This window comes from Amycolatopsis sp. NPDC059027, assembly GCF_042739735.1.
In the GTDB taxonomy this organism is placed as follows: Bacteria; Actinomycetota; Actinomycetes; order Mycobacteriales; family Pseudonocardiaceae; genus Amycolatopsis.
This window is the reverse complement of the sequence record NZ_JBHYIK010000012.1, coordinates 20802-47434: the sequence shown is the minus strand read 5'-3', so window position 1 is coordinate 47434 and position 26633 is coordinate 20802. Positions and strand designations below refer to the sequence as shown.

The following is a 26633-nucleotide window of genomic DNA, read 5'->3' as shown; positions in this document are numbered from 1 at the left end:
CTTCGGTCTCCTCGGACTGGGTGTTCCCCATCGGTTTTCGGTCAGGCGCGCTTGGCTGCGACCGTGGACGTGACCAGGACGACACGCACGCAGCACCGAGACCTTACTCGGTGCTGCGTGAGCCTGGCGTTGACCCACACACCGACTTTCGTCGGGATGTGAGCGGCCGGGGGAAGTTACTTCTTCCCGTGCTCCAGCGGGGGCGCGACCTGCGCGGTCGACGTCGCCTCGACGGGCTCGTCCTTGGCCTCCTCCTTGACCTCGGCCTTCACGTCCGCCTCGACAGGGGCGTCCGCGACCTCGGTCTCGGTGGTGTCGTCCTCGACGGTCGGCTGGACCTTCTCGCGCACCGCGAGCCGCAGCCAGGTGGTGACGACGCCGGGGGCGATCTCGATGTCGATCGTGGTGTCGCCGCTCGCGTCGGCCACGGTCCCGTACAGGCCCGAGGTGGTCATCACCCGGTCGCCGGGGCCCAGGCTGTCCTGGAGCTCCTTCTGCGCCGCGGCCTGCTTCTTCTGCTTGCGCGTGCCCATGATGAGTGGCACCGCCACGACAAGCATCAGCAGCAACGGCAGCAGTAACTGGTTCATGACTCTCCATTCGGCGGACGCCGCATGTTCGCCGATACGTCCGATTTGGCGGGATGTGCTCTTGTTCGAGTGTGCCAGGTGCCGGCGAGAACGCCAGCACCCACCGTCTGTAGGTACCCGGTTCGACGCCTCGTCAGTCCTGGTCGAACAGGGTCGGGCCCCCCTGTTCGGGCCGTCCGGGGTCAGCGGGCGGCACCAGGCCGAGGTGCTCCCACGCGGCCGGGGTAGCGACCCGGCCACGGGGCGTCCGGGCGAGCATACCGGCGCGCACGAGATAGGGCTCACACACCTCTTCCACGGTGGTCGCCTCCTCACCGACCGCGACCGCGAGCGTCGAAATCCCGACCGGCCCGCCGCCGAACGAACGCGTCAGCGCCGACAGCACGGCCCGGTCCAGCCGGTCCAGCCCCAGCTCGTCGACGTCGTAGACGGCGAGCGCCGCGCGTGCCACCTCACGGGTGGCCTCGCCGTCCGCTCGTACCTCAGCGTAATCGCGGACCCGGCGGAGCAGCCGGTTCGCGATGCGTGGCGTACCTCGCGAGCGGCGGGCGATCTCGGCACAGGCGTCCCGGTCGATGGGGATGTCCAGGATCGTCGCGGCCCGGCGCACCACCAGCTCCAGCTCGCTGTCGGAGTAGAACTCCATCTGCCCGGTGAAGCCGAAGCGGTCGCGCAGCGGCCCGGTGAGCGAGCCGGACCGGGTGGTCGCGCCGACCAGCGTGAACGGCGCGATCTCCAGCGGGATGCTGGTGGCGCCGGGTCCCTTGCCGACGACGACGTCGACGCGGAAGTCCTCCATCGCCAGGTACAGCATCTCCTCGGCGGGCCGGGCGATGCGGTGGATCTCGTCGATGAACAGCACGTCGCCGGGCGCGAGGTTGGACAGCATCGCGGCGAGGTCGCCCGCGCGTTCCAGCGCCGGGCCGGAGGTGATCCGGATGGCGGCGCCGAGTTCGGCCGCGACGATCATGGCCATGCTCGTCTTGCCGAGACCGGGCGGACCGGACAGCAGCACGTGGTCCGGCGGGACACCACGCCGCCGGGCGCTCTCCAGCACGAGTTCCAGCTGTTCGCGGACCCGCGGCTGGCCGACGAACTCCTCCAGCTTGCGCGGGCGCAGCGTGGTCTCGACGTCCCGCTCCCCCGTCTGCGGCAACGCGGACAGCGTCTCGTCGTCCGGCTCGTACTCCGTCACGGCGTCGTATTCCACGGGCCCCTACCGCTTGCGCCCGAGCATGGCCAGCGCCGAACGCAGCACCGTGGACGTCGTGTGCCCGTCGCCGTCGGAGAGCACCTTGTCCACCGCCTGCTCGGCCTGCTTCGCCGGGAAACCGAGGCCCGCCAACGCTTCCACGACCTCGGACCGCAGCGCGCCCGGTGCCGTGACGGCCGGCGCGTCCTCGGCGCCACCGAGCGCGGTGACCTTGTCCCGCAGTTCCAGGCTCAGCCGCTCGGCGCCCTTGCGGCCGATCCCGGGCACCTGGGTCAGCACGGTGATGTTGCCTTCCACGAGCGCGGCGCGCAGCTTGTCCGGTTCGAGCACCGCGAGGGTGGCCAGCGCGAGCCGGGGCCCGATCCCGGACACCGTCTGCAGCAACCAGAACAGGTCACGCGCGTCGGTGTCGGCGAACCCGAACAACGTCAACGAGTCCTCGCGGACCACGAGCGCGGTGTGCAGCCGGGTCTCCTCGCCACGCCGCAGCGTCGCGAGGGTGGACGGGGTCGCTTGCACGGCGAAGCCGACACCGCCGACCTCGACCACCACATGGTCCAGACCGACGGAAAGCACTTCACCGCGTACCGAGGAGATCATCGCGCCGCTCCTGTGTTCTTCTTCGGGCCCGTCTGCCTGGCCTTGGCCGCCGCGGCCAGCCGCGCCTTGTGGATCCGGGCGATCTCGGCGGCGCGGGCCTCGGCCTCGGCGAGCCGCTGCCGCATCGGCTCGCGCCACAGGTGGCAGATCGCCAGCGCGAGCGCGTCCGCCGCGTCCGCCGGGCTCGGTTTGACCTCGAGGTTGAGCAGGCGCATCACCATACCGGTGACCTGCGCCTTGTCCGCGCGGCCCGACCCGGTGACCGCGGCCTTGACCTCACTCGGCGTGTGGAACACGACCGGCAGGCCCCGCCGCGCGGCCGCGAGCGCGACCACCCCGCCCGCCTGCGCGGTGCCCATCGCGGTGCGCACGTTGTGCTGGGCGAAGACACGCTCGACCGCCACCGCGGCCGGTTTGTACTTGTCCAGCCAGCGTTCCACCTCGTCGGAGATCCCGAGCAGCCGCCGGGACAGCTCGGCGTCGGCGGGCGTGCGCACCACGTCGACGGCGACGCAACGGACAGCGCGGCCCTTGCCGCCGTCGACCACTCCGAGACCACATCTGGTCAGACCGGGGTCGACCCCGAGCACGCGCACGCGTCTCCTCCTCGACGAACATCAGTTCGAGGTGAAGGCTACCGTCCGCTTCCGCCCGCGCCCCGCAGGACATGCCGAGCGGAGACGCGCGGCCGGATCAGGGGCCGTCGACGCCGGGGCGCCAGCTCTCCGGCGCGCCGCTCTCGGTCAGCACCGGCTGCCATTCGGCGAAGCCCTCCGGAGCGTCGGCGTGCCAGGGGAAATGCCCGTCCGGGGTCGCGACGATCAGCTGCAGCGCCGGGAAGTCGCCGTCGGGATAGACGAGGAACGCGCTGCCGAAGTACTCCATGTAGTGCCCCTTGGCGACGCGCTCGAACACCACCGGGACGCCTTCGAAGAAATCCTCGTACGTCTTGCCGACCTCGAAGATCTCCCCGGCGGCCGCACGGTCCACATAGGCGTCGAGCAGCACGGGCGCCATCTGCTCCGGCAAGCCGACCACGACCGCCTCCGGAACGTTGTGCAGCGCCCACGCGCACGCGGTGAAGCAGTAGCCGGAACCCTTGTCGTCACTGGGAACCGCGATGACCGCGTTGCCTCTCTCCTTCGCCTGGGACTCGATCCACGTGATCAGTTCCTGTTCTGCGGAGGAGAGGGCTGGAGTCGTCACGGCGGACATTGTGCCGTACGGCGGCGTCCTCGGACAGTGCACACGCCCGGAAAATCTCCGGATGTGTCAAGGATTCCGGCTACGCAACGAAAAACCCGTCAGCCGACTTCGGCGAGAACCTCGTCCGAAACATCGAAGTTGGCGTAGACGTTCTGGACGTCGTCGCAGTCTTCGAGCGCGTCGATCAGCTTGAAGACCTTCTTCGCGCCGTCGGCGTCCAGCGGCACGCTGACCGAAGGCAGGAAGGTCGGGTCCGCCGACTCGTAGTCGAATCCGGCCTCCTGCAGTGCCTTGCGCACCGCGAAGAGGTCGGTGGCCTCGGAGACGATCTCGAAATTCTCGTCGAGGTCGTTGACCTCCTCGGCGCCGGCGTCGAGCACCGCCATCAGGACGTCGTCCTCGGTGGCCTCGCCCTTGGGCATGATCACCACGCCCTTGCGGTTGAACATGTAGGACACCGAGCCGGGGTCGGCGAGCGAACCGTTGTTGCGGGTGAGCGCGGTGCGCACCTCCATCGCAGCCCGGTTCTTGTTGTCGGTGAGGCATTCGATCAGGACCGCCACGCCGTTCGGGCCGTAGCCCTCGTAGGTGATGGTCTGCCAGTCGGCGCCACCGGCCTCTTCACCGGCGCCGCGCTTGCGCGCGCGCTCGATGTTGTCCTGCGGGACGGAGTTCTTCTTCGCCTTCTGGATGGCGTCGTAGAGCGTGGGGTTGCCATCCGGGTCGCCACCACCGGTGCCGGTCCGCGCGGCCACCTCGATGTTCTTGATCAACCGCGCGAAAAGCTTGCCACGCTTCGCGTCGAGGTTGGCCTTCTTGTGCTTCGTGGTGGCCCACTTGGAGTGGCCGCTCATCTCTCCTCCATCCGTTCCGTGCCCGGCACTGGGCACGCGTACGCGTCAGACGTGCTGTCGCACGAGGTCCACGAACAGCCGGTGCACCCGCTCGTCCCCGGTGATCTCCGGATGGAACGCGGTCGCCAGCACCGCCCCCTGCCGGACCGCGACGATCCTAGCGACCGAGCCCGTTTCCCCGGGGACCTCGGCCAGCACGTCGACACCGTCACCCGCTTTTTCCACCCACGGGGCGCGGATGAACACCGCGTGCACCGGCGGTCCCTCGATGCCGGCGAAGTCGAGATCGGCCTCGAACGAGTCGACCTGCCTGCCGAACGCGTTGCGCCGCACGACGACGTCGAGACCGCCGAGCTGCTGCTGGTCGGGACGCCCGTCCAGCGCCTGGCGCGCGAGCAGGATCATCCCCGCGCACGAACCGAACGCGGGCATCCCGGCGCCGATCCGTTCCCGCAGCGGCTCGAGCAGTTCGAAGCTCTCCAGCAGCCGCGACATCGTGGTCGACTCGCCGCCGGGGAGCACCAGACCGTCCACTTCGGACAATTCGGCGGGACGACGGACCGCCGTGGCCCGTGCACCGGCGTGTTCCAGCATCGCCATGTGCTCCCGCACATCGCCCTGCAACGCGAGGACGCCGATGACCGGCGCCGCTCCGGACGTGATCGCCACCCGACCTCCCGAAAAGACCTTCCCTCCAGCTTAGGCCGCCCCCGGACCGGCGCGAACAGCAGGTCAGGGCACCCCGGCCAGCCGCAGCAGCGCCGCGGTGGCCGCGGCCGCGACGACCACGGCGACGAACGGCGCCTTCCGCCAGGCGAGCACTCCCCCGACCAGTACCCCGGCGGGCCGGGCGAACCCGGCGAAGCCGTGCCCCGCCACGAGTGCGCTGGTCGCCACGAGCGCGGCCAGCAGCACGACGGCCGCCAGCGTCATCAGCCGCTCGGCCTTCGGCGACAGTTTCACCTTGCTCCGCAGCACCGGCCCGGCGAAGCGGAAGGCGAACGTCCCCGCGGCGAGGATTCCGGTCGCGACCAGCAGCTCCACGCCGTCCATCAGCGCACCTCCTCCAGTTCCCGTGTCCGCTCGCCCGGTTCCTTGGCGGCGATCCCGGCCAGCACGCCGACCAGGGCGAGCAGCACCGGGAGCCCGGCGGGCAGGAACGGCGTCGTCGCCAGTGCCACCACGACGCCGACGAGCACCGGGAGCCGCGCCGCGCGGTCCTTGAGCGACGGCAGGACCAGCGCGAGCAGGACCGCGGGGAACGCGGCGTCCAGCCCGAACACGTCGGTGTCGCTGATCGCCGTTCCGGCGAACGCCCCGGCCAGCACCCCCAGGTTCCAGCAGACGAACAGCCCGATCCCGCAGGCCCAGTAGGCCGCCCGCCTGCGCTGCGCGTCCTTCTGGGCGAGCGCGAAGGCCACCGACTCGTCGATCATGAGGTGACTGCCCGCGATCCGGGCCGCCCACCGCTTGCCGAGCACGTCCCCGACGGCGAATCCGAACGGCACGTGCCGCGCGTTGACCAGCAGCCCGGCGACGACCGCCGCGAGGGGGTTGCCGCCGGAGGCCACGATCCCGACGAACATGAACTGGGAGGCACCGGCGAAGACCAGCAGGGACAGCAGCATCGGCGCCCAGAGCGGGAAGCCGGAACTCACCGTGATGGCACCGTAGGAGACCCCCACGAGACAATCGGCCAGACAGACCAGCCCGACGTCCCGTGCGAGGCCCCGATCGAGTGTTCGCCAAATCGAACGCATAGTGCCATATACTGAACAACGCATCCCCTGTTCGTCAAGACGAACGGGAAGACTGATGGAGCGAACACATGTCGCAGGACAGTGCGCCCAACGGCGGCGCACCGCTGGAGATCATCGCCGCGTCCCTGCGCCGCGAGCGCACCCGCGCCGGGCTGTCGCTGACCGAGGTCGCCCGCCGCGCCGGGCTGGCCAAGTCCACGTTGTCGCAGCTCGAATCGGGCACCGGGAATCCCAGCGTGGAGACGTTGTGGGCGCTCGGCGTGGCCCTCGACGTCCCGTTCTCCCGGCTCGTCGAACCGGACCGGCCACGCGTCCGCGTGATCCGGGCGGGCAAGGGCCCCACGGTGTTCGCCGAACACGCCGACTACGCCTGCACCCTGCTCAGCGCCTGCCCGACCGCCGCTCGCCGCGACGTCTACGTCGTCCGCGCCGAGCCGGGCACCCCGCGCCGCTCCGACCCGCACATGACCGGCGTCGTCGAGCACACCGTGCTGTGCGCGGGCCGCGCGCGGGTCGGCATCATGGACGACCCCGTCGAGCTGCTGCCGGGCGACTACATCTGCTACCCCGCCGACGTGCCGCACATCTTCGAAGCGCTCGAACCGGGCACCTTCGCCGTCGAGATCTCCGAATACAACTGAATTCCGGCACCACTGTCGTCTGTCGTCTCACGACGCCCGCGGAAGGTGGACCATCGCATGAACGAAGGACTGAGCCGACGCCGGTTCCTGGGTGGAGCGGCGGCCGCCGCCGTCACGGCGAGCCTGCCGGCCGGCCGCGCGGCGGCCGATCCGGCGCAACCGCCACCCGATCTCGCTCGCTGGCGTCGGCAGGCGGAGCAGGTGACGATCACCCGCGACGACTGGGGAATCCCGCACGTCCACGGCAGGACCGATGCCCACGCCGTGTTCGGGATGATGTACGCCCAGGCCGAGGACGACTTCAACCGGATCGAGGTCAACTATCTGACCAACCTCGGCCGGCTCGCCGAGGCCAACGGCGAGAGCGCGATCTGGCAGGACCTGCGCCAGCGGCTGTTCGTCGATCCCCAGGTACTGAAGTGCGATCTCTATCCGCGTTGCCCTGCCTGGTTGCGCAAGCTGATGGAGGCCTGGGCGGACGGGCTGAACTACTATCTCGCGACGCACCCCGGGGTACGTCCGCTCGTGATCACCCGGTTCGAGCCCTGGATGGCGCTGAGCTTCACGGAAGGCAGCATCGGCGGTGACATCACGCGAGCGTCGCTGACCCGGCTCCAAGCTTTCTACGACAACAACGCGGTGGCGCCCACCGATGCGGAGCCCGGGTTACCGCCGCGCGAGCCCACGGGCTCGAACGGCATCGCGATCGCGCCGGACCGCACACGGGACGGCCACGCGCTGCTGCTGATCAACCCGCACACCACCTTCTACTTCCGCTCGGAACAGCAGGTGACAAGCGGCGAAGGGCTCAACGCCTATGGCGCGGCCACCTGGGGCCAGTTCTTCCTCTACCAGGGTTTCAACGCGAACGTGGGCTGGATGCACACGTCGACCGGCGTCGACAACGTCGACGAGTTCGCCGAGACGATCGTGCGGGCGGCGGACGGCCGCCTTTTCTACCGGTACGGCGCCGAGTTGCGTCCGGTGACGACGAAGACGATCACCTTGACCTATCGCACCGCGGATGGCGGGCGGGCCCAGCGCGGCTTCACCACTTTCGCCACGCATCACGGCCCGATCGTGGGCAAGGCGGACGACAAGTGGATCGCGTTCGCGCTGATGAACAAGCCCGTCGAGGCGCTGCAGCAAAGCTATCTGCGCACCAAGGCGCGGGACTACCGGGAATACATCCGGGTGGCGGAATTCAAGGCCAACAGCTCGAACAACACGATATTCGCGGACTCGAAGGGGGAAATCGCCTTCCTCATGCCGCAGTTCATGCCGGTCCGCGACGATCGCTTCGACTACACGAAACCCGTCGACGGCAGCGATCCGGCCACCGACTGGCAGGGGCTGCACCGCCTGGAGGACCTACCGCGGGCGGTGAATCCGGAGAACGGCTGGGTGTTCAACTCGAACAACTGGCCCTGGACCTGCGCCGGGCCGGACAGCCCCCAAGCCACCGATTATCCGCGATACTTCGACCAAGCCGGTGAGACCGAACGCGGACCGCATGCCGCCCAGTTGCTGACAACGAGGAATGTCTTCACCCCCCAGACCCTGCGCGACGTCGCCTTCGATTCCCACATTCCCGCCTTCGCCCCTGACGCGGGTAATGGGGAGCCGGTGAGCGGTCTCGTCCCGCAGCTGGTCGAGTCGTGGAACAAACTACCCGGGGACAACCCCCGAAAGGCGAAGCTCGCCGGCCCGATCCGCCTGCTGCGTGACTGGGACTATCGCTGGGACACGGACTCGACGGCGACTTCGCTGGCCGTGTTCTGGGCCACGGGGCCACGTGACACCGATGAGCAGCGACTCGCATCGCTGGAAGCCGCGATGGACCGGCTCACGCACGATTTCGGCGGCTGGCAGGTGCCCTGGGGAGAGATCAACCGCTTTCAGCGCCTCGACGACGCGATCGACCAGAAGTTCGACGACGCGAAACCGAGCACCCCGGTGCCTTTCGTCTCCGGGTCGTGGGGTTCCCTCGCCTCGTTCGGGGCGAAACGCCAGCCGGAACCGTCCGGTGGCACCACGAAGCGCTTCTACGGCACCAGTGGCAACACATTCGTGGCGGTCGTGGAATTCGGGCCGAGGCTACGTGCCAGGGCGGTGCGGGAGGGCGGCGCGAGCGGACACCCCGACTCGCCGCACTTCACCGACCAAGTCGAACGGTACGCGAGCGGCAACCTCCGGCCCGTCTACTTCCATCCCGACGACCTCCACGGCCATATCGAGCGGAACTACCACCCAGGCGAATGATCAATCGCCGGAGGCCCCGTGGACGACCGTCCACGGGGCTCTCGATCGACCTGGGTGGCTTTACCAGCCGCGCTCGGCGAGCCGGTGCGGCTCGGGCAGGTCCTCGACGTTGATGCCGACCATCGCCTCACCGAGGCCACGCGACACCTTCGCGATGACGTCCGGGTCGTCGTGGAAGGTCGTGGCCTTCACGATCGCCTCGGCGCGCTGCGCGGGGTTGCCCGACTTGAAGATGCCGGAGCCGACGAACACGCCCTCGGCGCCCAGCTGCATCATCATCGCCGCGTCGGCCGGGGTCGCGATGCCGCCCGCGGTGAACAGCACCACCGGCAGCTTGCCCTTCTCTGCGACCTCCTTGACCAGCTCGTACGGCGCCTGCAGCTCCTTCGCCGCGACGAACAGCTCGTCCTCGGGCAGCGACGACAGCTTCCGGATCTCCGCGCGGATCTGCCGCATGTGTGTCGTCGCGTTGGAGACGTCGCCGGTGCCCGCCTCGCCCTTCGAGCGGATCATCGCCGCGCCCTCGGTGATCCGGCGCAGCGCCTCGCCCAGGTTCGTCGCCCCGCACACGAACGGCACGGTGAACGCCCACTTGTCGATGTGGTTCGCGTAGTCCGCGGGCGTCAGCACCTCCGACTCGTCGATGTAGTCGACACCCAGCGACTGCAGCACCTGCGCCTCGACGAAGTGGCCGATGCGGGCCTTCGCCATCACCGGGATCGAGACGGCTTCGATGATGCCGTCGATGAGGTCGGGGTCGCTCATCCGCGCGACGCCGCCCTGCGCGCGGATGTCCGCGGGCACCCGCTCGAGCGCCATCACCGCGACCGCGCCGGCATCCTCGGCGATCTTCGCCTGCTCGGCGGTGACGACATCCATGATGACGCCGCCCTTGAGCATCTCCGCCATCCCGCGCTTCACCTTGGCGGTACCCGTCTCGGGCTGGACGGCTGGGGTGGACTGGACTTCAGACACGGCTGGACCTTTCGGGGAACACGGTGGTTACCCCACGAGCGTAAGCCGATTGTGGACCGCTGAAGCAGGCCAGTAGGCCACTATCTGGCCAGTCCACTTCGGCGGTCAGTCCACTCCCTGCGGGAAGGCGAAGAGACGGTCCGGGTCGTAGCGGCCCGCGACGGCACGCAGGCGTGGCAGGTTCCGCCCGTAGTAGGCCCGCGCCCAGTCGGGCATCTCCGGGTCGATGTAGTTGACGTACCCGGTGGTGCCGACGTCCTCCCCCAGCCCGTCCCGCACCAGACCCACCGCGCGTCGCGCCGCGGCCTCGCCGCCGTCCACCTGCTCGACGTCGCGCAGGACCTGGATACTCGCCGGCGCGTCGCGATGCGGGAACGCCGAATCCTCCGGCCGCACCGCCGCGATCGCGCCGCCGAAACCGTCGACGATCGTGTGCAGCGCCGGATCGCTGGTCAGCAGGCGCGCGACCGCGTCCGGGTCGGTGACCGGACGCCGCAGCATCCGCGACGCCGCCACGTACCTGCCCCGCCCGAGCGCCCCGCCCCCGCCGTTCCACGACGGCGCGCAGCCCGGCCCGGCGAGATCCGTGCAGCCCGCGTAGTACGCCATCGCCGCCAGGTAGTCCCGCTCCCGCTCGGTGCGATCCACCGGTCGCGTCCCGACCCGGCGCACGAGTTCGTCCACCAGCGGCCGCAGTCTCCCCACCGGCCCGGTCAGGCAGCCACTCGCGACGACCCGGCCGTCGCCGAACAGATCGCAGTTCGCCCAGAGCTCGTCGGGCATGGCGTGCTGCCAGCGCGGCCACACCGCCAGCAGGGCCGCCATCGTGCCGCGCGGGAACTCCAGCCGGAACGTACTCAGGTCCGGCACCGGCACGGTGCGGAAGGTGAAGGACGTGACGATGCCGAAGTTCCCGCCACCACCGCCCCGCAGCGCCCAGAACAGGTCCGGCTCCGACGCCGCGGACACGGTGCGCAGCCGCCCGTCCGCGGTGACCACCCGCGCCGAGACGAGGTGATCACAGGTGAGGCCGTACTTCTTCGCCACGACACCGATTCCGCCGCCGAGCGCCAGCCCGCTGATGGCGACGGCGGGACACGTGCCGCCGGGCAGCAGGCGTCCGGCGGCGCCGAGCGTCGTGTAGACGGGGCCCAGCCGGGCACCGGGAGCGACCTCGGCCTGCCCGTCCGGCCGCGGCCGCACCGTGGTCATCCGGCTCAGATCGACGACCAGTCCACCGTCCACAGTGGAGTATCCGGCGTAGCTGTTCCCGCCGCTGCGCGCGGAGATCGGGAGCCCGTACTCCGTGGCGAACCCGACGCAGGCCTGGACGTCCTCGGCGCGCAGGCAGCGCGCCACAGCGGCGGGCCGCCGGTCGTACAGCGCCATGAAGCCCTGGCGGGCGGTGTCGTAGTCCGGTTCGCCGGGCCGGTACAGCGGACCGGACAGCCGGCGCCGCAGCCGTTCCCAGCGATCCGCGCCGGGCCACCCGTCCCCGGTGGCCACCGCGGCCGGCACCGCACCCGCCGCGGCGAGAAAGGTCCTCCTGGTGAGCGCCATCGCTTCCCCCGAGATCGCCCGAGCCGTTCCGCCACGCTCCGCGAGCAGCCGTGAGCATAGCGCGAAAGCTGGCCATTCGGCTGGTCCCGGCGCCCTCACCTTGCCGGGACCAGGGCCACGGGTGTGTGATCGGGGACACAGCTGGTTCCAGAGCCGTCCGGTGAGGAGGCCGCCATGGCCGAAAAGCAGAGCAGGAACTCCGATCCCGGGGCCGCCGTCGCTGTGGACGACCCCGCGAAGGTCCGCAACGTCGTGCTCGTCGGGCCCTCCGGTTCCGGGAAGACCACGCTGACCGAAGCGCTGCTCGCCGCGTCCGGCACCGTGCCTCGGGCCGGTTCCGTCGTGGAGGGCACCACCGTGTGCGATCACGACCCCGCCGCGGTGCGCCAGCAGCGTTCGGTCGGGCTGGCCGTGGCCCCGGTGCTGCACAACGGGTACAAGATCAACCTGATCGACACCCCGGGCTACGCGGACTTCGTCGGGGAACTGCGCGCCGGGCTCCGCGCGGCCGACGCCGCCTTGTTCGTGGTGTGCGCGGCGGAAGGCGTCGACGCGGCCACGGTCGCGGTGTGGGAGGAGTGCGCCGCCGTCGGGATGCCCCGCGCCGTCGTCGTCTCCCGGCTCGACCACCACCGCGCCGACCCGGCGGCCGAGATCGCCGCCTGCCAGGCGGCGTTCGGGGCGGGGGTGCTCCCGCTCTACCTGCCCGCGGGCGACGGGCTCGTCGGCCTGATCACGCAACGGTACTTCGACTACTCGGCGGGTCACCCACCGCGCGTGGCCGAGCCCGACCCGGCCGACCTCGCCAGGATGGAGCAGGCACGCAACGAGCTGATCGAAGGCGTCATCGCCGAGAGCGAGGACGAGACCCTGATGGACCGGTACCTCGCCGGCGAGGAGATCGCCGAGGACACGCTCATCGCCGATCTGGAGACCGCGGTGGCACGGGGTACCTTCCATCCGGTGATCCCGGTGTGCTCGCAGACCGGCGTCGGGCTGGCCGAGATCCTCGACGGGATCGTCCGCGCCTTCCCCTCGCCGCTGGAGCACACGCCGCCCGACGTCACCTCGCCCGACGGCGCGCCGCACACCGACCTGAAGGCCGACCCCGACGGGCCGCTGGCCGCCGAGGTGGTGCGGACCGCGGTCGATTCCTACGTCGGCCGGGTGTCACTGGTGCGGGTGTTTTCCGGGACCCTGCGCCCGGAACGGCCGGTACACGTCTCGGGGCACGGGCTCGCCGAACGCGGCCACGAGGACCACGACGCCGACGAACGCGTCGCGCACCTCTACTCGCCGCTGGGCGCGAACCTGCGCGAGGTCCCGTACTGCGTCGCGGGCGATCTCTGCGCGCTGACCAAGGTCGGCTCGGCGGAAACCGGCGACACCGTGTCGTATCCGGAGGAACCCCTGCTGATGCGGCCGTGGGCGATGCCGGAACCCCTGCTGCCGGTCGCCGTCGTGGCTAAGACCCGCAGCGACGAGGACACGTTGGCACGCAACCTTTCCCGGCTCGTCGCGGGTGATCCGACCCTGCGGCTGGACCGCAACGCCGAGACCAATCAGCTGGTGCTGTGGTGCATGGGCGAGGCACACGCCGACGTCGTGCTCTCGCGGCTGCGGGCGGGCGGTGCCGACGTCGACACCGAACCGGTGAAGATCAGCCTGCGCTCGACGTTCGCGAAACCCGCCAAAGGACACGGCAGGCACGTGAAGCAGTCCGGCGGGCACGGGCAGTTCGCGGTGTGCGACATCGAAGTCGAACCGCTGCCGCGCGGCAGCGGGTTCGAGTTCGTCGACAAGGTCGTCGGCGGCGCGGTGCCGCACCAGTTCATCCCGAGCGTGGAGAAAGGCGTGCGGGCCCAGCTGCAACGCGGGCTCGTCGACGGGCATCCGGTCATCGACGTGCGGGTCACGCTCGTCGACGGCAAGGCGCACAGCGTCGACTCCTCCGACGCCGCGTTCCAGACCGCGGGTGCCCTCGCCCTGCGCGAGGCGGCCGCCGCCGGGCACGTCACGCTGCTCGAACCGCTGGAGGAGGTCGCCATCCACCTCCCGGACGACCACCTCGGGACGGTGCTCGGCGATCTCTCGTCCCGGCGCGGGCGGGTGCTCGGGACGGAGTCCGGCCAGGGCGGCCGCACGATGATCAGGGCCGAGGTGCCCGCGGCGGAGCTCCTGCGGTACCTGATCGACCTGCGCTCGATGACCTCGGGCACGGCGACGTTCACCCGGCGCCACGCCCGGTTCGAGCCGATGCCGGAAGGAGTCGCCGCCCGGTAGCACGCGACGCCTAGAACGCGAACCCGCCGGGGCGTCCGGTCCGGTCGGCGATCAGCCCGGCGATCGTCGCGATCGCGATCTCCGGCGGGGTGCGGGACCCGATGTTGAGCCCGACCGGCCGGTGCACCCGCGCGATGTCGGGCTCCGGCACGCCGAGTGCCTTCAGCGCGGCCACGTGCGGGCCGGGATGCCGGGGGTTGCCGAGCACCCCGATCCAGCGGGCCCGGCCGGTCAACGCCGTCTGGAGCGCCGGGCCCAGCTCGGGGCGGTGGTGGTCGGTGACGACGACGTCGGCGGTGTCGTCGAGTTCGGGCAACGTCGTGCTCGTCTCGAAATCCTCCGGCACATCGGTCGCGCGGGCCGCGTCGGGCTCGAACAGCACGACGTCATAGCCGACGTCGCGACCGTACGCGAGCAGATAGCGCGCCACCGGCGAGGCGAACACCGCGACGAGCGTCCGCCTCTCGTGCTCCGCTTCGGCCTTCCCATGCGCGACTTCGCACGCCTCCGCTCCAGTCATGCGCTCAGTCTCCGCCCGATCACGCGAGATCTCCATCCAGACACGGGAAATCTCCGCCTGCACACGTAACGCCGCCGGACCCGATTCGGAGACCTCGCGTGATCGGATCGCGTTCTCGCGTGATCAGACGGAGATCTCGCGTGTTCAGAGGTCGGGTTCGGCGATTTCGAAGTATTCGGGGAGCGGCGCGGTGCCGGCGAGGCCGAAGTAGCGGACCTTGCGGCGGCGGCGCAGGGTCAGCGTGTCGCGGACGGCGTCGTTGTGGACGCGGCGGGCGATGACGACGCGGTGTTCGGCGTCGGTCAGTTCCCCGGCCAGCGCGGCGGGGAGGCGGACCCGGTCGACCCGCGCGAGCCGCAGTGTCAGCTCGTTCTCCTCGGCCTCCCGGTCCGGCCGCGCCGCCGATTCGGCGCGTTCGGCCGCGGTACGCAGATCGTCCTCACCGAGGACGGCGGCGGCCGCGCGGGCGACCACCGCCCGGCGGGCCAACGCGGCGTCGAGCGCCGCCCAGCCCGCGTCGGTCCGGATGTGCAGCCGGTCGAGCCGGTTCGCGGTCGCGAGCAGGAACAGCCCGCCCAGTACGACGATCGCCGCCACCGCGGGCAGCAGCCAGCCCAGCACTGTCACCGCGCGGGCTCCCGATCCGTGGCGCCGACCCGGCGAGGGTCGGCCGCGACGGCGGTCTCGTAGACCCTCAGCACCTGGGTGACGACCACCGGCCAGTCGTACATCGCGACCCGCTCCCCCGCCGCGGCCGCGAGCGAGGCCCGGCGGGCCGGGTCGCCGAGCAGCTCCCGCAGTCCGCCCGCGAGCGCGGCGGCGTCTCCGGTTTCGACGAGCATCCCGGCCTTTCCGTCGTCGAGCACCCGGCGGAACGAGTCGAGGCCGCTGGCGAGCACCGGCGTCCCCGCGGCCATCGCTTCGGTGAGAATCATGCCGAAGCTCTCGCCCCCGGTGTTCGGCGCGCAGTAGACGTCGACACTGCGCAGCGCGCGGGCCTTCGTCTCGTCGTCGGCCTGTCCCAGCAGCTCGATGTGCGGCGCCAGCTCGGGCCCCGCCTCCCGGCGCAGTTCGTCGGGATCACCGCGGCCGACGACGAGCAGCCGCAGGTCCTCGAACTCGTCCAGCAGCATCCGCGACGCCGCCAGCAGCACGCCCATTCCCTTGCGTGGCTCGGTGAACCGGCCGACGAACCCGACCGTCCCACCGGCCCGCGGATAGCCGTCCAGCGGGGTCGCGCGGGCGAAGAAACCGGCGTCGACGCCGTTGGGGATCTCCACCGCGTCCCCGCCAGCGTGCTCCACCTGGACCCGACGGGCGAGGGCGGAGACGGCGATCCGCGCGGTGATCTTCTCCAGAAGCGGCCGCAGCACCGGCTGGAACGCGGAAAGGGTGCGGGAGCGCGGGGTGGCCGTGTGGAAGGTGGCGACGATCGGCCCGTCGGCGACCATCAGCGCCAGCAGCGAAAGGCTGGGCGCCGCGGGCTCGTGCAGATGCAGCACATCGAAATCGTTCTCGCGCAGCCAGCGCCGCACGCGCGCGTAGGACACCGGGCCGAACTGCAGCCGCGCGACCGACCCGTTGTACGGGATACCGAGCGCCTTCCCGGCGGGACAGACGAACTCCGGCAGGACGGCGTCCTCGTCGGCGGGCGCGAGCACCGACACCCGGTGGCCACGCGCGATCAGCGCCTTCGCGAGGTCGAGCACGTGCCCCTGCACGCCACCGGGTACGTCGAAGGAGTACGGGCACACGATGCCGATGTTCATCACGTGTGCCGGCGGGGAGTCCACGTCAGCTCGCTTCGCTGGCACTGAGCTGTTCGGCGGCTTCGAGGTCGGCGGGCCAGAACTTCTGGAGCATGTGCCAGTCCGCCGGGTGCGCGGCGATGTCGGCGGCGAAGATGTCCGCCAGCGCCTGGGTCGCCGCGGGTACCTCGGCCCGGTTGGTGACCCGGATGCGCGGGTGCATCCGCACCTCCCAGCCGTCCTCGGTGAACCAGCACCCGGCCGGGATGAGCGCCGCGCCCGTGGTCGCGGCGAGCCGGGCCGGGCCCATCGGCAGCCGCGCCTGCTCGCCGAAGAACTTCACCGGGACACCGCTGCCGGAGAGATCCCTGTCCCCGACCAGGCAGACGACCTTGTTCTCGCGCAACCGGCTCAGCAGGACCCGCATGCTGGAGCTGTCCCCGGTCAGCGGCACGATCTCGAAGCCGAGGGACTCGCGGTAGGCCACGAACCTGCGGTACAGCGACTCGGGTTTGAGCCGCTCCACGACCGTGGTGAACCCGCCGGTGTGCCCGGCGAGCCAGACCCCGGCGGCGTCCCAGTTTCCCGTGTGCGGCAAGGCGATCACCGCGCCGTTGCCCTCGGCGAGCGCGGCGTCGATGTTCTCCGCGCCGGTGGCGATGACCTTTCCGCGGATCTCGGCCTGGTCCGTCGAAGGCATCCGGAACGTCTCGAACCAGTAGCGCGCGTACGACCGCATCGCCCGGCGCGTCAGCTCGTCGAGTTCCTTGCCGTCCGCCTGGGGCACCACCCGCTGGAGATTGCGCCGCAGCTGCCGGACGCCGCCGCCGTCGCGCCGCACCGCCAGATCCGCGCCGAGCGAGAACACCGCCGAGCCGAAGGAACGCGGCATCCAGCCCGCCAGCCGCCAGGCCGTCAGGTAGCCGAACGCGCTCAACCGCTCGGACAGCGTCGTCATGGTCGCGCCCCTCCTGGCCGCGCGTCACCGGGCCGCGCCGCCCGCGCGGCCGCGGCCACCGCCGCGGCCCGTTGCAGCAGGGTCACCACCGACAGCACGGCGAGCAGCCACAGCGACACCTCGACCGCGTACGGCACGCCGAAGCCCTGCAGCCCGGTGCCGACCAGGGCGATGATCAGCCGCTCGGCCCGTTCGACCAGCCCGCCGTCGGCCTCGAGCCCCGACGCCTCCGCACGGGCCTTGACGTACGAAATGACCTGGGCGAGGACGAGGCAGATCAACGCGGCGGCCGCGGCCCGCTCGTTCCCCGCGCGGACGAAGCACCACCAGGCGATCGCCGCGAACAGCGCCCCGTCGACCAGCCTGTCGCAGGTCGCGTCCAGCACCGCGCCGAACGGCGTCCCGTAGCCACGGGCCCTGGCCATCGCGCCGTCGAGCAGGTCCAGCATGGCGAAGCCCCACACCGTGAACGTGCCCCACAGCAGCATGCCGTTCGGGAAGAACACCAGCGCGGACACCATCGCGCACGCGGTGCCCACGACGGTCATGACGTTCGGGGTCAGCCCAGCCCTGACCAGCGCCTGGCCGATCGGATCGGTGACGCGGGAAACGGACGTACGCGCGAAGATGTTGAGCATCGGTTCTCTGGTTGCACCTGGCTGCCGGTTCGGGTGGGCGTGCGAAGCCTATCGACACCACCCGGCGACGCCCGCGTACCCGCCCCCGACCCGCCGGGGTCAGCTGGATTTCGGCAGCTCGACGACCTCGCCCGCGTACTCGGCGGCCTCCTCGGCCGCGACGGCCGCCGCGCACCGCGGCGAAAGCTGCCGCCGGATCGCGGCGCTGATCTCGCCCAGCGCGGCCACTTGTTCCTCGGTCAGCGGGTCGAAGACGCTCTCGCGGACGGCATCGACGTGTCCGGGCGCCGCCTCCGCGAGCGCGGCGAAGCCTTCCTTCGTCAGCACCGCCCACGCCCCCCGCTTGTCGGTCGGGCAGGACTCCCGGCGGACCCAGCCGTTCGCCTCCAGCCGGGACACGGCGTGGGACAACCTGCTGCGTGACGAACGTCGCTTGTCGGCGAGCTCGCTCATCCGCAGCCTGCGGCCGGGGGCCTCGGACAACGCGACGAGAACCTCGTAGTAGGTATAGGGCATGCCCGAGTCGTGCTGCAGCTGGCCTTCCAGATGCGCCTGGAGCATCGCGATCGCCTGACCGAATTCGCGCCAGACCTTCTGCTCCCCCGCCGTGAGCCATCGAGTTTCGGACATGGCTCCCATAGTACCTCTAGTTGAGGACTCAACTAGGTAGCGCTACACTTCGATTGAGCGCTCAACCAGATGGGCGCGAACCTGGACCCACCACGTAGAACCACTGGAGACTTGATGACCGCCACCACGGAGATCCCCGGCTACGTCGCCGGCAAGTGGACGATCGACACCGCGCACTCGAACATCGCCTACACCGTCAAGCACCTGGGCCTGGCGAAGTCGCGCGGCAACTTCACCGCGTTCACCGGCACCGTCGTGACCGCGGACGACATCCTCGGGTCGTCGGTGACTGTCGAGATCGACGCCGCCTCGGTGGCCAGCGGCGTCGACGGCCGCGACGAGCACCTCAAGGCGGAGGACTTCTTCCACGTCGCCGAGCACCCGACCATCACCTTCACCTCGACCGGGATCCGCGCCGAGGGCGGCGACGACTACCTCCTCGACGGTGAGCTGACCTGGCGCGGCAAGACCGTCCCGGTGACGCTCGAGGCGGAGTTCAACGGCATCGGCGTCAACCCGGCCAACAACAACGCGACCACGCTCGGCGTGTCCGCCAGCGCGACGGTGAACCGCCGCGACTTCGGCATCGGCCCGGAGGGCAACGCCTTCCTGTCCGAGAAGGTCAAGATCGACATCGAGCTGCAGGCCTACCTCCAGGGCTGAGCCCGGCCCCCGCGTCCGAGCGCCCCATGAGGTTTTCTCGCTAAGGCTTCTGGGGCCCTGAGTGTTGCCGGTTGTGTTGTAGGACGCCTTCGGTGCGCTGGCTGGGGGTGCGACAAGGGCGTCCCTGGGTGCGGTGGACGCACCCAGGGCGTCCCTCGGACTTCCCTCGCACAAGCCGACACGATTCGCCCGATGTCGCGAACGCTCCGTTGCCGACGATGAACGTCCCGAACGGAGCGTTCGCAACACATCCCCGGACCCACCGCAGGCCGTGAAGGACCCCTTCACCACCTCACCAAGCTCCCGGAAAGCGCCCACCAGCAAAACCGCACCCCCCCCCCGCACCTACCGAGAAACCCCAATGTGGCATTGGGTGCGTCCAACGCACCGAACGCCACATTGGGGCGCTTGAGCCAGGGCCTACCAGGCGTCGGCGAGGAGCTTCCGGGTTTGGCCGAGTAGCTGTGGCAGCACCTTCGTGTGACCCACCACCGGCATGAAGTTCGAATCCCCGCCCCAGCGCGGCACGACGTGCTGATGCAGGTGCGCGGCGATCCCGGCCCCGGCGACGACGCCCTGGTTCATCCCGATGTTGAACCCGTGCGCGGCGGAAACCGCGCGCACGACGCGCATCGCGTGCTGGGTGAACTCCGCGAACTCGCGCGTCTCCTCCGGCGTCAGGTCCGTGTAGTCCGGGATGTGCCGGTAGGGCACCACCATGAGATGACCGGGGTTGTACGGATACAGGTTCAGCACCGCGTACACCAGTTCCCCGCGCGCCAGGATCAGCGCGGTCTCGTCATCCTTCGCCGGCAGTGTGCAGAATGGACAGCCCTCGTCCGCCTTCACTCCACTTTGGACGTAGGCGAGCCGATGCGGGGTCCACAGCCGCTGCAAGGCGTCCGGGACCCCGATCCCGTCCTGCTCGACGAGATCGGGACCTTCCGCCGCACTCACCGAAGGATCGTCTCCAGCGCCTCGGCCGAGGGCGAACTGTTCTCCCGGCGGGCAATCCAGCCGGCGACCGCCTCGACCGCGTCGGCGACGGGCACGCCGTTGACCTGGGTACCGTCACGGAACCGGAACGAGACCGCGCCCGCCTCCACATCCTTCGCCCCGGCCAGCAGCATGAAGGGCACCTTCTGCGTGGTGTGGGTGCGGATCTTCTTCTGCATCCGGTCGTCACTCGCGTCGACCTGCGCGCGTATTCCCTTGGCGCGCAACGCCTTCTCCACACCCTGCAGGTGCTCCACCTGATCGGCGGTGATCGGGATGCCGACCACCTGCACCGGCGAAAGCCACGCCGGGAACGCACCGGCGTAATGCTCGGTGAGCACCCCGAAGAACCGCTCGATCGAGCCGAACAACGCGCGGTGGATCATCACCGGCTGCTGCCGCGAGCCGTCGGCCGCGGTGTACTCCAGTTCGAACAGCTTGGGAAGGTTGAAGTCCAGCTGGATGGTCGACATCTGCCAGGTGCGGCCCAGCGCGTCCTTGGCCTGCACGGAGATCTTCGGGCCGTAGAACGCCGCGCCGCCCGGATCCGGCACCAGTTCCAGCCCGGAGTCCTCGGCGGCCACCCGCAGCACCTCGGTCGCCTCGGCCCACATCTCGTCGGTGCCGACGTACTTCTCGTCGTTGCGGGTCGACAGCTCCAGGTAGAAGTCGTCGAGACCGTAGTCGCGCAACAGGTTCAGCACGAAGTCCAGCAACGACTTCAGCTCACCGGGCACCTGCTCGGGGGTGCAGAAGATGTGCGCGTCGTCCTGCGTCATACCGCGAACGCGAGTCAGCCCGTGCACCACACCGGACTTCTCGTAGCGGTACACCGAGCCGAACTCGAACATCCGCAGCGGGAGTTCCCGGTACGACCGGCCGCGCGAGCGGAAGATCAGGTCGTGGAACGGGCAGTTCATCGGCTTGAGGTAGTAGTCCTGGCCGGGCTTGCGGACGTTGCCCTCGTCGTCCAGTTCGGCGTCCAGGTGCATCGCCGGGTACATGCCGTCGCGATACCAGTCCAGGTGCCCCGAGGTCTCGAAGAGCGTGCCCTTGGTGATGTGCGGCGAGTAGACGAACTCGTAGCCCGCCTCGACGTGGCGGCGCCGCGAGTAGTCCTCCAGCTCCTGGCGGATGATGCCGCCCTTGGGGTGGAACACGGCGAGCCCGGAGCCGATCTCGTCCGGGAACGAGAACAGGTCCAGCTCCGCGCCGAGCTTGCGGTGGTCACGCCGCTCTGCCTCGGCGAGCCGCTCCAGGTAGGCGTCCTGCGCCTCGGCCGACTCCCACGCGGTGCCGTAGATCCGTTGCAGCTGCGGGTTCTTCTCGCTCCCCCGCCAGTACGCCGCGGCGACCCTGGTCAGCTTGAACGCCGGGATGAACTTCGTGGTCGGCACGTGCGGGCCGCGGCACAGGTCGCCCCAGACCTTCTCCTTGGTGCGCGGGTCGAGGTTGTCGTAGATGGTCAGCTCACCCTCGCCGACCTCCATCACCTCGGAAGTGTCCACTTCGGACTTGAGGTCGACGAGCTCGAGCTTGAACGGCTCGTCGGCGAGCTCCTTCTTCGCCTCGTCGACGGAGTCGAACACGCGGCGGGAGAACTGCTGGGCGCCCTTGACTATCTGCTTCATGCGCTTTTCCAGCGCCTGCAGGTCCTCCGGGGTGAACGGGGTGTCCACGGCGAAGTCGTAGTAGAACCCGTCCTTCACCGGCGGCCCGATGCCGAGCTTGGCGTCCGGGAACTGCTGCTGCACCGCCTGGGCGAGCACGTGCGCCGCCGAGTGGCGGATGACGCTGCGGCCGTCCTCGGTGCTCGCCGCGACCGGCTCGACCTCGGCGCCGGCTTCCGGCGCCCAGGAAAGGTCCCGCAGCTTGCCCTCGGCGTCGCGCACCACGACGACGGTGTCCGGCCCCTTGGTCGGCAATCCCGCTTCGCGGACCGCGGCCCCGGCCGTAGTGCCCGCCGGTACCACCACGCGCGCGGCGGGTACGACGGAAACTGGGGGCTGCTGGGACACGGTCGGCTCCTCGGAGACGGATGACGGAGATGCCAACTGCTGTTGACATCTCCGTCATGTTATCTGCCGCCGGTGCCCGGCCTCATCCGCATTACGCGAGGGACAACACGCAGGTCAGAGCGACTCGACGACCTCGTCGAAGGCCAGCCGCGGCAGGCGGTCGAACCACGGGTTCTCGCCCGGCTTGCCGATGTTCACCACGACGAGCGACTTCCACGGCCGGTCGGCGAAGAACTCCTTGTCCACGCCCTCGGCGTCGAAACCGGTCATCGGGCCGGCGGCCAGCCCGGCGGCGCGCACGCCGATGATGAAGTAGCCGATCTGCAGCGAGGTGTTCAGCTTCGCGACCTCGACCCTGCCCGGCTCCTCGCTGAAGACGTCCTTGGCGCCGGGGAAGTGCGGGAACAGCTGGGGCAGGTTCTCGTGGAAGTCGACGTCGGCGGCCAGCACGACGGTCAGCGGGGCGGCCTCGGTCTTGGCACGGTTGCCCTCGGACATCAGGGGCAGCAGACGCTGCTTCGCTTCGTCGGTACGGATGACGAGCGCCCGCAGCGGCTGGGTGTTCATCGACGTCGGCGCCCACTTGATGAGTTCGTAGATCGCGCGGAGCTGCTCGTCGGTGACCTGCTCGTCGCTGAAGCTGTTCGCCGTGCGCGCCTCGCGGAACAGCAGGTCCTGGACGTCGGCAGGCAGCTGGAGGGCGGTCTCGGTGGTGGTCATGGGGCTGGTTCCTTTCACTCGCCGGTCTGCCATGACCAACATAGTTGAGCGTTTCACTATTTCCCGCGCGGCCGGATATGCGGTGGATCACAACCGGAAACGACGACGGCCGCCGTCCCGGTCGGGAAACGGCGGCCGCGTGGGGAAAACGAGGCGTGGCGTCAGTAGGCTCCCTGGCCGAACACCACGGCGCGGAAGGTCTTCCAGAGGATCACCAGATCCAGTGCCAGCGACCAGTCCTCGACGTAGCGCAGGTCCAGCCGGATGCTCTCGGCCCAGGTGAGATCGCTGCGGCCGCTCACCTGCCAGAGCCCGGTGAGCCCCGGCTTCACCAGCAGACGGCGCCGCGCGTCCGGCGCGTACTTCTCCGTCTCCTCCGGCAGCGGCGGGCGCGGGCCGACGAGCGACATCCGGCCGGTGAGCACGTTGATCAGCTGGGGCAGCTCGTCGAGCGAGTAGCGCCGCAGGATCGCGCCCACCCGCGTCACCCTCGGGTCCCGGCGCATCTTGAACAGCGGCCCGGCGCCCTCGTTGTCGGCTTCGAGCGCCGCGCGGATCCGGTCGGCGTCGGTGACCATGGTGCGGAACTTGAGCATCGTGAACGTCGCGCCGTCGCGGCCGACCCGGCGCTGACGGTAGATCACCGGGCCACGGTCACCGAGCTTGACCGCGACCGCGATCACGAGCAGCAGCGGGAGAAGCAGCGTCAGCAGGAAGGCCGAACCACAGCGATCGACGATCTCCTTCACCACCCGGCGTCCGCCGCTGAAGCTCGGCGCCGCGACCCGCAGCAACGGCATGCCGAGCACACCGGAGACGTTGAGCCGGGGGCCGGCGACCTCCATCAGCACCGGAGCGACGACCATCTCGGCCGAGGTGCCTTCCAGATCCCAGGCCAGCTGCTGCAGCCGTCGCGGGCTCCAGTACTGGTCCGCGGTGATCGCGACGACCCGGTAACCACCGCGGCGGACGTGCCGCGCCAGCTCGTCGAGCTTGCCGACCACGGGGACACCGTCGATCTCCCCGCTGTCACGCTCCGCGCCGGTGCCGGACGTGCACGCCGCCTCGACCCGCCAGCCGACGTGCGCCTCCTTACGGGTGCGCTCGATCAGGTCGGCGACCGTGTCCGCGCTCCCCGCGGCCATCACCGGCAGGAGACAGCGGCCGTGGCGGCGGCGCCGGTGCAGCACCTGGCGCAGCACGTACCGCTGCGGGAAGGCGACGAGCGCGATCGCCGGCACCACGATGAACACCCACGGCTGTACTTCCAGCGCGCCGAACAGCAGACCGCCGAAGGCGACGACGACCGCGGCGAGGATGAGGCCGCGCCCGAGCGTCCGGTACTCCTCCGCCCCCTCGCCGAGCACCCGCTGGCTCCACGCGCGGCTCAGCGGCAGCGAGCACAGGACGGCGGCGGCGGTGCCGAACGCGTGCATGTCGTGCGGGGCGACCCGATCGATGATGTAGGCACTCACGGCGATCACCAGCGCGACCGCGAAAACGTCACTGCCGACCACCCAGGCCCAGTACCGTCTTTCCCATGCCGCGGGCATTGTTCTCGACAGCGGCGCCGTGCCGGGTTCGAGCACATCGGCGGGCTGTGCCATCTCTTCCGCCGGACGCGGAACAGCCTGGAGGTCGATGTGCGGCGGCGGTGTCCGAACTGTGGACGAAGGCCGCACCGACTCTTCCATCAGACCTCCCGGAACCAGGGAAATAGGGTCTCCGTCAGCACTCTGCGTGAACGAGAATGATTGCGCCGGGTAATCGGCACTCATCCCGTCCGGGCGCCCAACGAGCGACGCTCGCCAAGGTATCGGCGCCTCTCGACGCTTCGTTACAAGGATTTTCTGCCACATCCCCAGGGTCGTCCCGGCGAAAGAATGGCGTCAATATAACGGGATGATGACAACTCGGAGTAAGACGTATCCCCGCCGATAACTACTGAAAGTAGCAGGAAAATTCACCGCGACCACAATGCGAGAGACTAACCGACCACGCGCCGCGACCCGTCCCTCGACCTTCCATTGTGGACGATCGAGTTCCCGGCCGTCCACAATGGAACGCCGCGGCGCGCGGAAGGTGGCCGGTAACCGTCCGGTGACACTTTCCGGAAACCTGTCACCACGACACCTTTTCGTCACAGATCCACCCCGCCCCGGCGAGCCACCTCCCGCGATACGGACGCGACCCGGCGTGACCGCCGCCACGGCGACGGAGGGGCGCTCTCAGTGGTCTGGACCGCACCCGGGGAGAAGGAGTGCGCAGGATCACATCACCCGCTCCAGGCCGTACGCCCGGCAGGAAGGGCGCGCCCCCGGCGCCGGGGCCGGAAGAGCCGTCGAGGGCAGGAAACCCGGACGAGGCAGGGTGGCCGCAGAAACGACAAAGGCCCTGGACTCGCAGGTCCAGGGCCTTTGTGGGGGTGGGCGATACTGGGATCGAACCAGTGACCTCTTCGGTGTGAACGAAGCGCTCTCCCGCTGAGCTAATCGCCCCCTCGCGGTGTGAAACAGACTCTACAACACGACTTTTGGGGGCCTGCAAACGGGTGGTTCAAAGCGACCACCCTCCGCATAACCGCAGGTACGGAGCGAACAACCCCGAGCTAACGGAGGTCATCCGGGCTCGGGGCCGCCCGACGCGCCGATCGGCGTCCGTGCGACGGTGCTATCGCACGGCGGCTAAACCGCGCAGTATGTACGTGTGGCCTGCCCGCAGGCGCACGCGAAGGCTGCGCGTCGTGGACGTTGACGAGCGCCACAGGGGCCGATGACCCCAGACGGGTGATCTCCGGAGAACCCGCGATCGAATCGGCCTCCTGGCGCGTCTCATCATCGTCCTCGGTCGGCCGGGCCGGGAAGGGAGACGAAAGGTAGGACGATGCGCAACGATCACGTGACCCTCCGCTCGACGGCGGTCTTCGACCTGCTGGCGCCGCGGACTCCCGCGGTTCCGGTGAAGGTGGAGCTCCGCTACGACACCCGCGACCCCTACGCGGTCGTGGCCGCCTTCCGCACCGGCCGGGCCGGCTGGGTCGAGTGGGTCTACGCGCGCGACCTCCTCGCGGACGGCCTGCTCGCCGACGCGGGTGACGGGGACGTCCGCATCCGTCCCTCGGTCGAGGATCCCGAGTCCGTGCTCATCGAGCTCAACTCCCCCTCCGGGCACGCCATGTTCGAGGCGTCGGCCCAGGAGCTCGCCGACTTCCTCGACCGCACCTACGACGTCGTACTGCCGGGCAACGAGCACCTGTGGGTCGACGTCGACGACGCGCTCACCCACCTCATCCCGAACGATCTGGCCTGATCAACCGGCCCGCGACGGCGAGATGACACCCCGGTGTCGGGCGGTTTTTCCGGGTCCGATAATGTACTTACACACCACGGAGACGGGGCAGGAAACAAGACCGAAGGTCTTGAGCCGGAAGCCTGGATCCGCGGAAGTGCGGACGTAGCGCAGCTGGTAGCGCATCACCTTGCCAAGGTGAGGGTCGCGGGTTCGAATCCCGTCGTCCGCTCGGAAGGCTCGCGAGCCTTGCACGGTGGAGTGGCCGAGAGGCGAGGCAACGGCCTGCAAAGCCGTGTACACGGGTTCGAATCCCGTCTCCACCTCGCGCGATTAGCTCAGCGGGAGAGCGCTTCCCTGACACGGAAGAGGTCACTGGTTCAATCCCAGTATCGCGCACCACTCGGGTTTGTGCTGTTCAGGGGCGTCCCCTTCGGGGCGCCCCTTTCCCGTGCTCGTGGTGCGTGCTGACCCGGGGGGGGGGGGGCCCCCCCCCCCCCCCCCCGCCCG

26 protein-coding genes and 4 tRNA genes are annotated in these 26633 nt (G+C 70.0%); 8 read left to right on the top strand and 22 right to left on the bottom strand.

What is annotated here, in order from left to right; genetic code table 11:
- Window positions 1–176: 176 nt before the first annotated feature.
- The 9 genes from yajC to ACFWY9_RS10720 form a co-directional block, all read right to left on the bottom strand.
- On the bottom strand, window positions 177–590 hold the full coding sequence (yajC, locus tag ACFWY9_RS10760; protein WP_378322445.1) for a preprotein translocase subunit YajC: 414 nt from the start codon (window positions 588–590) through the stop codon (window positions 177–179).
- A 133-nt stretch (window positions 591–723) separates the two neighbouring features.
- Window positions 724–1800: a Holliday junction branch migration DNA helicase RuvB gene (gene ruvB / locus ACFWY9_RS10755; protein ID WP_378322444.1), complete on the bottom strand. Its 1077-nt coding sequence runs from the start codon at window positions 1798–1800 to the stop codon at window positions 724–726.
- Between the two features lie 6 nt (window positions 1801–1806).
- Complete coding sequence (gene ruvA / locus ACFWY9_RS10750) at window positions 1807–2403, bottom strand: Holliday junction branch migration protein RuvA (RefSeq protein WP_378338717.1); 597 nt, start codon at window positions 2401–2403, stop codon at window positions 1807–1809.
- Complete coding sequence (gene ruvC, locus ACFWY9_RS10745) at window positions 2400–2999, bottom strand: crossover junction endodeoxyribonuclease RuvC (RefSeq protein ID WP_378322441.1); 600 nt, start codon at window positions 2997–2999, stop codon at window positions 2400–2402. The genes ruvA and ruvC overlap by 4 nt, the downstream gene beginning before the upstream one ends.
- A 97-nt stretch (window positions 3000–3096) precedes the next feature.
- On the bottom strand, window positions 3097–3618 hold the full coding sequence (locus ACFWY9_RS10740) for a DUF4262 domain-containing protein (protein WP_378338716.1): 522 nt from the start codon (window positions 3616–3618) through the stop codon (window positions 3097–3099).
- An 89-nt stretch (window positions 3619–3707) separates the two neighbouring features.
- Complete coding sequence (locus ACFWY9_RS10735) at window positions 3708–4463, bottom strand: YebC/PmpR family DNA-binding transcriptional regulator (protein WP_378322438.1); 756 nt, start codon at window positions 4461–4463, stop codon at window positions 3708–3710.
- A 45-nt stretch (window positions 4464–4508) separates the two neighbouring features.
- On the bottom strand, window positions 4509–5132 hold the full coding sequence (gene pdxT / locus ACFWY9_RS10730; protein ID WP_378322437.1) for a pyridoxal 5'-phosphate synthase glutaminase subunit PdxT: 624 nt from the start codon (window positions 5130–5132) through the stop codon (window positions 4509–4511).
- A 63-nt stretch (window positions 5133–5195) separates the two neighbouring features.
- Window positions 5196–5516, bottom strand: a complete 321-nt coding sequence (locus ACFWY9_RS10725; RefSeq protein ID WP_378322436.1) for an AzlD domain-containing protein — start codon at window positions 5514–5516, stop codon at window positions 5196–5198.
- On the bottom strand, window positions 5516–6223 hold the full coding sequence (locus ACFWY9_RS10720) for an AzlC family ABC transporter permease (RefSeq protein WP_378322435.1): 708 nt from the start codon (window positions 6221–6223) through the stop codon (window positions 5516–5518). The genes ACFWY9_RS10725 and ACFWY9_RS10720 overlap by 1 nt, the downstream gene beginning before the upstream one ends.
- A 68-nt stretch (window positions 6224–6291) precedes the next feature.
- Between ACFWY9_RS10720 and ACFWY9_RS10715 the strand changes: the two genes are divergently transcribed.
- Both ACFWY9_RS10715 and ACFWY9_RS10710 read left to right on the top strand, forming a co-directional pair.
- Window positions 6292–6864 (top strand): helix-turn-helix domain-containing protein, encoded by a 573-nt coding sequence (locus tag ACFWY9_RS10715; RefSeq protein ID WP_378322434.1) that lies wholly within the window; start codon window positions 6292–6294, stop codon window positions 6862–6864.
- 57 nt (window positions 6865–6921) lie between these two features.
- A complete protein-coding gene (locus ACFWY9_RS10710; protein ID WP_378338715.1) occupies window positions 6922–9126 on the top strand; it encodes a penicillin acylase family protein in 2205 nt (734 codons plus the stop codon).
- A 60-nt stretch (window positions 9127–9186) separates the two neighbouring features.
- On the opposite strand, the gene pdxS is transcribed toward ACFWY9_RS10710, so the two are convergent.
- Together pdxS and ACFWY9_RS10700 are read right to left on the bottom strand one after the other, a co-directional pair.
- Window positions 9187–10101 carry a pyridoxal 5'-phosphate synthase lyase subunit PdxS gene (gene pdxS, locus ACFWY9_RS10705; protein ID WP_378322432.1) on the bottom strand — a complete coding sequence of 305 codons (915 nt, stop codon included), beginning with the start codon at window positions 10099–10101 and terminating at the stop codon, window positions 9187–9189.
- A 105-nt stretch (window positions 10102–10206) separates the two neighbouring features.
- A complete protein-coding gene (locus tag ACFWY9_RS10700; RefSeq protein ID WP_378338714.1) occupies window positions 10207–11661 on the bottom strand; it encodes an FAD-binding oxidoreductase in 1455 nt (484 codons plus the stop codon).
- 174 nt (window positions 11662–11835) lie between these two features.
- On the opposite strand from ACFWY9_RS10700, the gene ACFWY9_RS10695 reads away from it, so the two are divergent.
- Entirely contained in the window at window positions 11836–13944 is a 2109-nt protein-coding gene (locus ACFWY9_RS10695; RefSeq protein WP_378338713.1) for an elongation factor G-like protein EF-G2, read from the top strand.
- A gap of 10 nt (window positions 13945–13954) precedes the next feature.
- Here the strand turns inward: ACFWY9_RS10695 and ACFWY9_RS10690 are convergent, their stop codons facing one another.
- The 6 genes from ACFWY9_RS10690 to ACFWY9_RS10665 all read right to left on the bottom strand — a co-directional run bounded on the left by ACFWY9_RS10690 (window position 13955) and on the right by ACFWY9_RS10665 (window position 18438).
- A complete protein-coding gene (locus tag ACFWY9_RS10690; protein ID WP_378338712.1) occupies window positions 13955–14464 on the bottom strand; it encodes an XdhC family protein in 510 nt (169 codons plus the stop codon).
- Between the two features lie 144 nt (window positions 14465–14608).
- Window positions 14609–15091: an NUDIX hydrolase gene (locus ACFWY9_RS10685; RefSeq protein ID WP_378322428.1), complete on the bottom strand. Its 483-nt coding sequence runs from the start codon at window positions 15089–15091 to the stop codon at window positions 14609–14611.
- Complete coding sequence (locus ACFWY9_RS10680; RefSeq protein WP_378322741.1) at window positions 15088–16233, bottom strand: glycosyltransferase family 4 protein; 1146 nt, start codon at window positions 16231–16233, stop codon at window positions 15088–15090. Before ACFWY9_RS10680 ends, ACFWY9_RS10685 begins: the two co-directional genes overlap by 4 nt.
- 25 nt (window positions 16234–16258) lie before the next feature.
- Entirely contained in the window at window positions 16259–17170 is a 912-nt protein-coding gene (locus ACFWY9_RS10675; protein WP_378322426.1) for a phosphatidylinositol mannoside acyltransferase, read from the bottom strand.
- Complete coding sequence (gene pgsA, locus ACFWY9_RS10670) at window positions 17167–17808, bottom strand: phosphatidylinositol phosphate synthase (protein ID WP_378338711.1); 642 nt, start codon at window positions 17806–17808, stop codon at window positions 17167–17169. The genes ACFWY9_RS10675 and pgsA overlap by 4 nt, the downstream gene beginning before the upstream one ends.
- A gap of 99 nt (window positions 17809–17907) precedes the next feature.
- Window positions 17908–18438 carry a MarR family winged helix-turn-helix transcriptional regulator gene (locus ACFWY9_RS10665; protein WP_378322424.1) on the bottom strand — a complete coding sequence of 177 codons (531 nt, stop codon included), beginning with the start codon at window positions 18436–18438 and terminating at the stop codon, window positions 17908–17910.
- Window positions 18439–18552: 114 nt separating this feature from the next.
- On the opposite strand from ACFWY9_RS10665, the gene ACFWY9_RS10660 reads away from it, so the two are divergent.
- Entirely contained in the window at window positions 18553–19101 is a 549-nt protein-coding gene (locus ACFWY9_RS10660) for a YceI family protein (protein ID WP_378322423.1), read from the top strand.
- A gap of 420 nt (window positions 19102–19521) precedes the next feature.
- On the opposite strand, the gene ACFWY9_RS10655 is transcribed toward ACFWY9_RS10660, so the two are convergent.
- From ACFWY9_RS10655 to ACFWY9_RS10635, 5 genes are all read right to left on the bottom strand, one after another.
- A complete protein-coding gene (locus tag ACFWY9_RS10655) occupies window positions 19522–20058 on the bottom strand; it encodes an HIT family protein (RefSeq protein WP_378322422.1) in 537 nt (178 codons plus the stop codon).
- On the bottom strand, window positions 20055–22115 hold the full coding sequence (thrS, locus tag ACFWY9_RS10650) for a threonine--tRNA ligase (protein WP_378322421.1): 2061 nt from the start codon (window positions 22113–22115) through the stop codon (window positions 20055–20057). The genes ACFWY9_RS10655 and thrS overlap by 4 nt, the downstream gene beginning before the upstream one ends.
- A gap of 114 nt (window positions 22116–22229) precedes the next feature.
- Entirely contained in the window at window positions 22230–22835 is a 606-nt protein-coding gene (locus tag ACFWY9_RS10645; protein WP_378338710.1) for a malonic semialdehyde reductase, read from the bottom strand.
- Between the two features lie 161 nt (window positions 22836–22996).
- Complete coding sequence (locus tag ACFWY9_RS10640) at window positions 22997–24529, bottom strand: sugar transferase (protein ID WP_378338709.1); 1533 nt, start codon at window positions 24527–24529, stop codon at window positions 22997–22999.
- A 732-nt stretch (window positions 24530–25261) separates the two neighbouring features.
- A tRNA-Val gene (locus ACFWY9_RS10635) sits at window positions 25262–25333 on the bottom strand.
- Between the two features lie 385 nt (window positions 25334–25718).
- Between ACFWY9_RS10635 and ACFWY9_RS10630 the strand changes: the two genes are divergently transcribed.
- From ACFWY9_RS10630 to ACFWY9_RS10615, 4 genes are all read left to right on the top strand, one after another.
- On the top strand, window positions 25719–26144 hold the full coding sequence (locus tag ACFWY9_RS10630) for an SsgA family sporulation/cell division regulator (protein ID WP_005159130.1): 426 nt from the start codon (window positions 25719–25721) through the stop codon (window positions 26142–26144).
- A 138-nt stretch (window positions 26145–26282) separates the two neighbouring features.
- Window positions 26283–26355 (top strand) — tRNA-Gly (locus ACFWY9_RS10625).
- A gap of 23 nt (window positions 26356–26378) precedes the next feature.
- Window positions 26379–26449, top strand: a tRNA-Cys gene (locus ACFWY9_RS10620).
- A 1-nt stretch (window position 26450) separates the two neighbouring features.
- A tRNA-Val gene (locus tag ACFWY9_RS10615) sits at window positions 26451–26525 on the top strand.
- Window positions 26526–26633: the final 108 nt, after the last annotated feature.

Excerpts from the sequence above, each read along its gene's own strand:
- yajC (WP_378322445.1), bottom strand. The coding sequence starts at position 590 with ATGAACCAGTTACTGCTGCCGTTGCTGCTGATGCTTGTCGTGGCGGTG.
- ruvA (WP_378338717.1), bottom strand. The coding sequence starts at position 2,403 with ATGATCTCCTCGGTACGCGGTGAAGTGCTTTCCGTCGGTCTGGACCAT.
- ACFWY9_RS10740 (WP_378338716.1), bottom strand. The coding sequence starts at position 3,618 with ATGTCCGCCGTGACGACTCCAGCCCTCTCCTCCGCAGAACAGGAACTG.
- ACFWY9_RS10735 (WP_378322438.1), bottom strand. The coding sequence starts at position 4,463 with ATGAGCGGCCACTCCAAGTGGGCCACCACGAAGCACAAGAAGGCCAAC.
- ACFWY9_RS10725 (WP_378322436.1), bottom strand. The coding sequence starts at position 5,516 with ATGGACGGCGTGGAGCTGCTGGTCGCGACCGGAATCCTCGCCGCGGGG.
- ACFWY9_RS10720 (WP_378322435.1), bottom strand. The coding sequence starts at position 6,223 with ATGCGTTCGATTTGGCGAACACTCGATCGGGGCCTCGCACGGGACGTC.
- ACFWY9_RS10715 (WP_378322434.1), top strand. The coding sequence starts at position 6,292 with ATGTCGCAGGACAGTGCGCCCAACGGCGGCGCACCGCTGGAGATCATC.
- ACFWY9_RS10710 (WP_378338715.1), top strand. The coding sequence starts at position 6,922 with ATGAACGAAGGACTGAGCCGACGCCGGTTCCTGGGTGGAGCGGCGGCC.
- ACFWY9_RS10700 (WP_378338714.1), bottom strand. The coding sequence starts at position 11,661 with ATGGCGCTCACCAGGAGGACCTTTCTCGCCGCGGCGGGTGCGGTGCCG.
- ACFWY9_RS10695 (WP_378338713.1), top strand. The coding sequence starts at position 11,836 with ATGGCCGAAAAGCAGAGCAGGAACTCCGATCCCGGGGCCGCCGTCGCT.
- ACFWY9_RS10690 (WP_378338712.1), bottom strand. The coding sequence starts at position 14,464 with ATGACTGGAGCGGAGGCGTGCGAAGTCGCGCATGGGAAGGCCGAAGCG.
- ACFWY9_RS10680 (WP_378322741.1), bottom strand. The coding sequence starts at position 16,233 with ATGAACATCGGCATCGTGTGCCCGTACTCCTTCGACGTACCCGGTGGC.
- ACFWY9_RS10675 (WP_378322426.1), bottom strand. The coding sequence starts at position 17,170 with ATGACGACGCTGTCCGAGCGGTTGAGCGCGTTCGGCTACCTGACGGCC.
- pgsA (WP_378338711.1), bottom strand. The coding sequence starts at position 17,808 with ATGCTCAACATCTTCGCGCGTACGTCCGTTTCCCGCGTCACCGATCCG.
- ACFWY9_RS10665 (WP_378322424.1), bottom strand. The coding sequence starts at position 18,438 with ATGTCCGAAACTCGATGGCTCACGGCGGGGGAGCAGAAGGTCTGGCGC.
- ACFWY9_RS10660 (WP_378322423.1), top strand. The coding sequence starts at position 18,553 with ATGACCGCCACCACGGAGATCCCCGGCTACGTCGCCGGCAAGTGGACG.
- ACFWY9_RS10645 (WP_378338710.1), bottom strand. The coding sequence starts at position 22,835 with ATGACCACCACCGAGACCGCCCTCCAGCTGCCTGCCGACGTCCAGGAC.
- ACFWY9_RS10640 (WP_378338709.1), bottom strand. The coding sequence starts at position 24,529 with ATGGAAGAGTCGGTGCGGCCTTCGTCCACAGTTCGGACACCGCCGCCG.
- ACFWY9_RS10630 (WP_005159130.1), top strand. The coding sequence starts at position 25,719 with ATGCGCAACGATCACGTGACCCTCCGCTCGACGGCGGTCTTCGACCTG.